Here is a 6,597-nt window from a genome sequence, read left to right on the forward strand (position 1 = left end):
GACACCGGCCAGCGGCCCGCGATCGACCGCAACCGTCGTCCGAACGGTCCCGTCACCGGCGAGCGCCGCGCGCAGTCCGGCCAGCCGCCGTCGGGTCCGCCGCCGCGTCGCAATGGCGGCGGTGGCGGTGGTTCCGGCGGAGCGGGCAAGCGTCCAGGAATGAAGAAGATCCCGTGGAAGCTGCTCCGCCGAACCCTCTACGTCTTGGTGGCTCTTGCCGTCGTGGTGCCGAGCGCCGTCTTCTTGGTGGCCTACAGCACCGTGTCGGTGCCGCAGCCGGGCGACCTGAAGACCAACCAGGTCGCGATGATCTACGCCACCGACGGCAGCACGGTGCTGAGCAAGGTGGTTCCGCCGCAGGGCAACCGCACCGACGTGACCATCGAGCAGATCCCGCCGCACGTGCGCAACGCCGTGATCGCGGCCGAGGACCGGGATTTCTACACCAACCCGGGCTTCTCCATCTCCGGTTTCGTGCGCGCGGCCCGCGACAACGTCTTGGGCAAGGAGAGCGCGGGCGGTGGCTCGACGATCACCCAGCAGTACGTGAAGAACGCGCTGGTCGGTGACGAGCGCTCGCTCACCCGAAAGATGCACGAGCTGGTGATCTCCGCGAAGATGGCGCGGCAGTGGAGCAAGGACGAGATCCTCGCCGCCTACTTGAACACCATCTACTTCGGTCGCGGCGCGTACGGCATCGACGCGGCATCGAAGGCTTACTTCAACAAGCCGGTGCAGGACCTGACCGTCGCCGAGGGCGCGGTGCTTGCCGCCACCATTCAGCTGCCCTCGCTGCTGGATCCGGAGAAGAACCCGGAGGGCGCCAAGACACGCTGGAACTACGTGCTCGACGGCATGGTCGACGGCGGCAACCTGAAGGCCACCGACCGGCAGGGCATGCAGTACCCGCAGGTGTCCGCCCTCGCGCAGACCCAGGACAAGACGCTGGATTCCGGACCCGAGGGCCTGATCAAGACCCAGGTGCTCGAGGAGCTCGCGTCCGCGGGCATCAGCGAACAGCAACTCAACACCGCCGGTCTGCAGATCACCACGACCATCGATCCGAAGGCGCAGCAGGCCGCGGTCGAGGCCGCGACGAGCAAGATGCAGGGCGAGCCCGAGCAGCTGCGGACCTCGGTGGTGTCGATCGATCCGCGCACCGGCGCGGTGCGCGCCTACTACGGCGGCAACGACGGTCAGGGCTACGACTTCGCCAACGCGCCGCTGCAGACCGGTTCCTCGTTCAAGGTGGTCGGCTTGGCCGCGAACCTCGAACAGGGCGTTCCGCTGTCGCAGATGTACGACAGCTCCCCGCTGACGGTGAACGGCATCAAGATCACCAACGTGGAGGGCGAGTCCTGCGGCATGTGCACCATCGCCGAGTCGCTCAAGCGTTCGCTGAACACCAGCTTCTACCGCATGCAGCTGGACATGGGCAACGGTCCGCAGAAGATCGCGGACATGGGCCACAAGCTCGGCATTCCCGAGGAGCTGCCCGGCGTCGGCAAGACGCTGTCCGAGCCGGACGGCTCCGGCCCGAACAACGGCATCGTGCTCGGCCAGTACCAGGCCCGCGCGCTCGATATGGCCTCCGCCTACGCCACGCTGGCGGCCTCCGGCATGTACCACGCGCCGCACTTCGTGCAGCGGGTGGTGACCGCCGACGGCCAGGTGCTGCTCGACCGCGGCGACGTCGCGGGCGAACAGCGCGTCTCGGCGGCCGTCGCCGACAACGTGACCGCGGCGATGAAGCCGATCGCGGGCTACTCGCGCAACCACGGCCTGGCAGGCGGCCGCGAATCGGCGTCCAAGACCGGTACCGCCCAGCTCGGCGACACCGGCGAGAACAAGGACACCTGGATGGTCGGCTACACGCCGTCGCTGTCCACCGCCGTGTGGGTCGGCAGCGTGGACAACTCGCCGCTGCGCAACTACGCGGGCGGCATGATCTACGGCTCCGGCCTGGCGTCGGACATCTGGAAGTACACCATGGACGGTGCGCTGCAAGGCACACCGACCGAGACCTTCCCGAAGCCCGCGCCGATCAAGGGCCAGGCGGGCGTTCCCGAGTGGACCGCGCCCTACACCCCGCCGTCGGCCGTCGACGCCCCGGTGCCGCCGGTCGTGATCGCGCCGACCCAGGTGGAGATCCTGCCCGGTATCACCATCCCGGTCCCCGGCGTGCAGCCCAACCCGCAGCAGCGCCCGCAGCAACAGCAGCGTGAGCAGGACCCCGGCCCGCTGCCCGGCCAGCCGGTCGCGCCGACCGATGGCAGCTCGCCGACCCAAACGGGCTCGCCGCGTCCGGGCGGAACCGGAAACGGCAACGGCGGCGGCCAAGACGAGGGGTCGGACAGCCCTCGGCCGACGCGCAGCCGATAGACCCACGATTCCCGCCCCGGGTGGTGACATACCGCCCGGGGCGGGCCTGTGCTCGGGAGCCGTTCGGACGGACCTATTAGGCTCGGGTTCTGTGACCGATCAGCAAGTGGTGGACGCGCGGACGAGCCGGCCCGCGCGCTCCGGCGGGGGCTCGGGCGGCGGCACACACTACGCGGCGCCCGCACCCTTGGCGCCGGATCTGCGCTCGGCCGACGCGCGGGATCGCCCGAGCCGCAACGATTCCCTCGCCGCGCAACTGAGCACCGTCGTCGGCGGGCCGGTCGGCGATCACGCGCTGATCGGCCGGGTCCGCTTCTGGACCCCGCTGCGGGTGATCCTCGCCTTCACCGTGGTGTTCCTCGCGCTGGGCTGGGCCACCAAGGCGGGCTGCATCCAGCAGACCGACGCGGGCGACGGCTCGCTGACCCTGGACTGGAGCAACGGCCGCCAGTACGTGGCGATGTGCTATTCGGACACGGTGCCGCTGTACGGCGCCGAACGCCTGGACGAGGGCGCGTTCCCGTACAAGAAGTCCTGGGTCGAGCAGACCCCGGACGGCGGCCGCGAGACCAGGTACATGGAATACCCGGTGCTTTCGGGCCTGTACCAATACGTGTCGATGCAGCTCGCCAAGACCTGGGACGCGCTGCCGCTGCCCGGCGCGCTGCAGGTGGTCATCTATTTCAACGTCGTCGCGTTCGGCCTGGCACTGGCCTGGCTGGTGACCGTGTGGGCCTCGGCGCTGCTCGCCGGGCGCCGGATCTGGGACACGGCGCTCATCGCGTGCTCGCCGCTGGTGATCGTGCACGCGTTCACCAATTTCGATCCGCTGGCGACCGCCTTCGCCGCCACCGGCCTGCTCGCCTGGGCGCGGCGCAGGCCGGTGCTCGCCGGTGTGCTGCTCGGGCTCGGCGGCGCGACGAAGCTCTATCCGCTGCTGCTGCTCGGCCCGATCGTGATGCTGTGCCTGCGCGTCGATCCGATGCACCGGGTGCCGAGCACCCGGCTCGGGCTGCGCATGCGCGAGATCGACGGCTGGCGCGCGGCGCTGACCTGGCTGCGCGAAACGCCCTACCGAATCCAGTTCTTCGGCTTCCGCCCGCTGGGCGCGGCCATCATCACGGTGGTGGCCGCGGTGGGCACCTGGCTGGCGGTGAATCTGCCGATCGCGCTGCTGTATCCGAACGGCTGGCGGGAATTCTTCCGGCTCAACACCACCAGGCACGCCGACCCGGACTCCATCTACAACGTGATCACCTCGTTCACCGGCTGGCCCGGTTTCGACGGCGAGCTGAATCACGGTGAGCCGCCGAGCGTTCTGAACACGGTCTCGCTGCTGCTGTTCGTGGTGGCCTGCGCCGCGATCGCCTACATCGCGCTGACCGCGCCGCGCCGCCCGCGCCTCGCCCAGCTGTGCTTCCTGGTCATCGCGGCGTTCCTGCTCACCAACAAGGTGTGGAGCCCGCAGTATTCGCTGTGGCTGGTGCCGCTCGCCGTGCTCGCGCTGCCGCACCGCCGGATCCTGTTGGCCTGGATGACGATCGACGCGCTGGTCTGGGCGCCCCGCATGTTCTACTACCTCGGCCTCGACCGAAAAGGCCTGCCCGAGCAGTGGTTCACCGGCACCGTCGTCCTGCGCGATCTCGCGGTGATCGGGCTGTGCGCACTGGTCGTCTGGCAGATCTACCGGCCGGGCGAAGACCTGGTGCGCCGCGATTTCGTGGACGACCCGGTGGGCGGCGTCATCGACCGCACCGCCGACCCGCTGCTGCCCTGGCTGCCGGAACCGTTGCGGCCCAAGGCCGTGCACGTCCGCACCGGCTGACCCGCCGAGGCGGTGGGAGGCCGCACGCCGTTGGGAAAGCAACTACTCCGAACGCAACAGCTTCGCCACCCGCTGCGGATCCTGCGGCAGCAGATCGAGTTCCAGCTGCCACGCGCTACCGGTCCACGGATCGAACAGCGGCGTGTCCTCGACGGTCGGCAGATGACGGCAGGCCTGCGAGAGCGCCGCCACGGTCCCGTCCGGCGATTCGGATTCGTCGCTGCCCACGATGACGATGGACAGTCCGATCAGATCGCCGCGCAGGGTCAGCGCCGAAATGCGCTGGGCGTCGGAGGCTTGATATCCGTGCGGGAAGTCGGCGGCGAGCAGCACCCGATGCTCGGTGGGCGGCGTGAAAGCACCGCTGGTGTAAGCCATTTCGGCCAGCTCCGCGGCGTCGACCAGGGCTTGCAGCCGCGGTGAGATATCGCCGTGGTCGGTGATCGGCGGACCGTTGAGCACCGGACCCAGCGGCGCGAGCAGTCCGGTGAACGCGCCGGTCAGGTCGATGGCGTCGATGCGGGTGCGGCGGCCGGGATCGGCGACGAGCAGCCGGGCAAGCAGCGCGCCGACCACCGGGACGACCGCCGCCGACCGCTCGGTGTCGATCCACAGCGGCCGCGTCAGCGGCACCGGCACGCAGTACGGAATCCGCAGCGGGCCGCGTTCGATCGCGTACAGCTCGCCGAGACGAATCCCGTCGCTGGGCTTGGCATTGCCCTCCCAGGCCAGTGACGACCAGGAGGCGAGCGCGGGCGGCAGCAACCGGTCGGCCTCGGCGAGCTCGTGCATCAGATGCTCGCTGTCGCGCCGGTGGTTGCCCTCGGCGACGGCGGCGAGTTCGTCGCTGCGCCGCTGCGCCTCCCGGCGCTTGGCATCGGCGGCCGGTGTGTTCCTTGTCGCGGGATCGGAGACCGCGGCAGAGAGCTCCTCGTCCAGCCGTTTGGCGGCGTAGTCCCGCGCCGAGATGAGCGCGGCGGCCGAGCGCGCCGCGTCCTCGAAGATCATCCACAGCCGTTCCAGCCCGTGCGACACCTCCAGCACGGGAGCGTCGGTCGGATGCTGGGCCTGCTGTGGACCTGCGATGGCGGCGCGGTCACCGGCCTGGTGCGGCGCGTGCGCCGCGGCGTCCGGTCCGCCGGACACCTCGACGCCGTGCGCGGGCAGCAACACCGGCAGCCCGCCCGCGTAGCCCTGGCCGACGGCGCGGACCTTCCACTCCGCACCGCGCCGATAGACCTCGAGGCAGATCAGCGCCGCCTCGCCCGCCGCGGGCGCGATCGCGAATTCGGCTGTGATCGTGCCGTTCTCGGACAGCGAGGCGGTCACCGGCCCGAGCCCGCCGCCGCTCGACGCGGCCGCATCGGCGCTGACCACCAGCAGCACCGCCTTGGCGTCGGCGCGCACCTCGGCCAGGGTGATGGTCACCTCGTCACCGGTCAGCGCGACGCCGCCGGTGCTCGGCTGGTTGTAGAAGACGAAGTCGGACGCGTCGGACACGCGCAGGTTCTCCGCCACCACCAGCGCGGAAACATCCAGCGCCGCACCGGCTTTCGCACTGAACCGGAGCACCTCGCCGGAGAGCGGGATGTTCTGGCCTGCCTTCAGCTGAATCACGTTGTCTGCCATGCTCTTCGCGCGTTCCCCCGGTGAACCTTCCTCAGAGGAAGCGGCCCAGCTGGGGAATCGCCTCGCCGGGATGCTTGGCAGGGAAGCCCTCGCCGAGCGCCTGCATCTTCCAGTCGCCACCTGCCCGGAACACCTTCGCCATCGCCATCGCGGTGAACGCCATGCCGCCCGCCATGGTGTACCTGGCGAGTTCGGCGTTGTTGGCCCCGTCGACCAAGCGGCAGAACGCGTTGCGCACCTGCTCGAAGGTGTGGCCCTTGTAGGAGGTCACGATGAACACCAGCGAAGTGATGTGCGCCGGGATCCTGGTCAGGTCGACCAGGATGACCTCGTCGTCGCCCTCGCCCTCGCCGGTCAGGTTGTCGCCCTGGTGGCGCACCGAGCCGTCCTTGGAGGACAGCTGGCCGTAGTAGGCGTAGTCGGCCGGGTTGCCGTCGGCGAACATGATCACCGAGGCGTCCAGGTCGATGTCGACCGTGCGGTTGCCGAACATCCCGCGGCTCTGCACCGGATCCCAGCCGAGACCCATCTTCACGAAGGTCAGCGCCTGGCCGCCCTCCTTGCGCAGCGTGACGCGCTGCCCCTTCTGCAAGCTGACCGGGCGGTCCTTGCTCAGGCTCACCTCGCCGGTGGGCTGCGCGGCCTGCTGCGGTGCAGCGCCCTGCTGCTGCGCAGTGGCCGGGCCGGGCGGCGGCGGGTAGCCACCGCCGGGCGGAGGCGTGTATCCGGGACCGGGCGGCGGCGGGTAGGAGGAGCCGGTG

4 protein-coding genes are annotated in these 6,597 nt (G+C 70.1%); 2 read left to right on the plus strand and 2 right to left on the minus strand.

Going from position 1 to position 6,597, the window contains the following annotated elements:
* Positions 1-159: 159 nt before the first annotated feature.
* Positions 160-2,382 (plus strand): transglycosylase domain-containing protein, encoded by a 2,223-nt coding sequence (locus tag NL1_RS35290; protein ID WP_067849152.1) that lies wholly within the window; start codon positions 160-162, stop codon positions 2,380-2,382.
* A 91-nt stretch (positions 2,383-2,473) separates the two neighbouring features.
* A complete protein-coding gene (locus NL1_RS35295; protein WP_067849146.1) occupies positions 2,474-4,207 on the plus strand; it encodes a glycosyltransferase family 87 protein in 1,734 nt (577 codons plus the stop codon).
* Positions 4,208-4,249: 42 nt separating this feature from the next.
* Here NL1_RS35295 and NL1_RS35300 read toward each other — a convergent pair whose 3' ends face one another.
* Together NL1_RS35300 and NL1_RS35305 are read right to left on the minus strand one after the other, a co-directional pair.
* Positions 4,250-5,836 (minus strand): TerD family protein, encoded by a 1,587-nt coding sequence (locus tag NL1_RS35300; protein WP_067849149.1) that lies wholly within the window; start codon positions 5,834-5,836, stop codon positions 4,250-4,252.
* Positions 5,837-5,867: 31 nt separating this feature from the next.
* A partial coding sequence (locus tag NL1_RS35305) for a TerD family protein (RefSeq protein ID WP_245673737.1) occupies positions 5,868-6,597 on the minus strand: 730 nt, incomplete at its 5' end.

This window comes from Nocardia lijiangensis NBRC 108240 (assembly GCF_001613045.1).
Classification (GTDB): Bacteria; Actinomycetota; Actinomycetes; order Mycobacteriales; family Mycobacteriaceae; genus Nocardia; species Nocardia lijiangensis.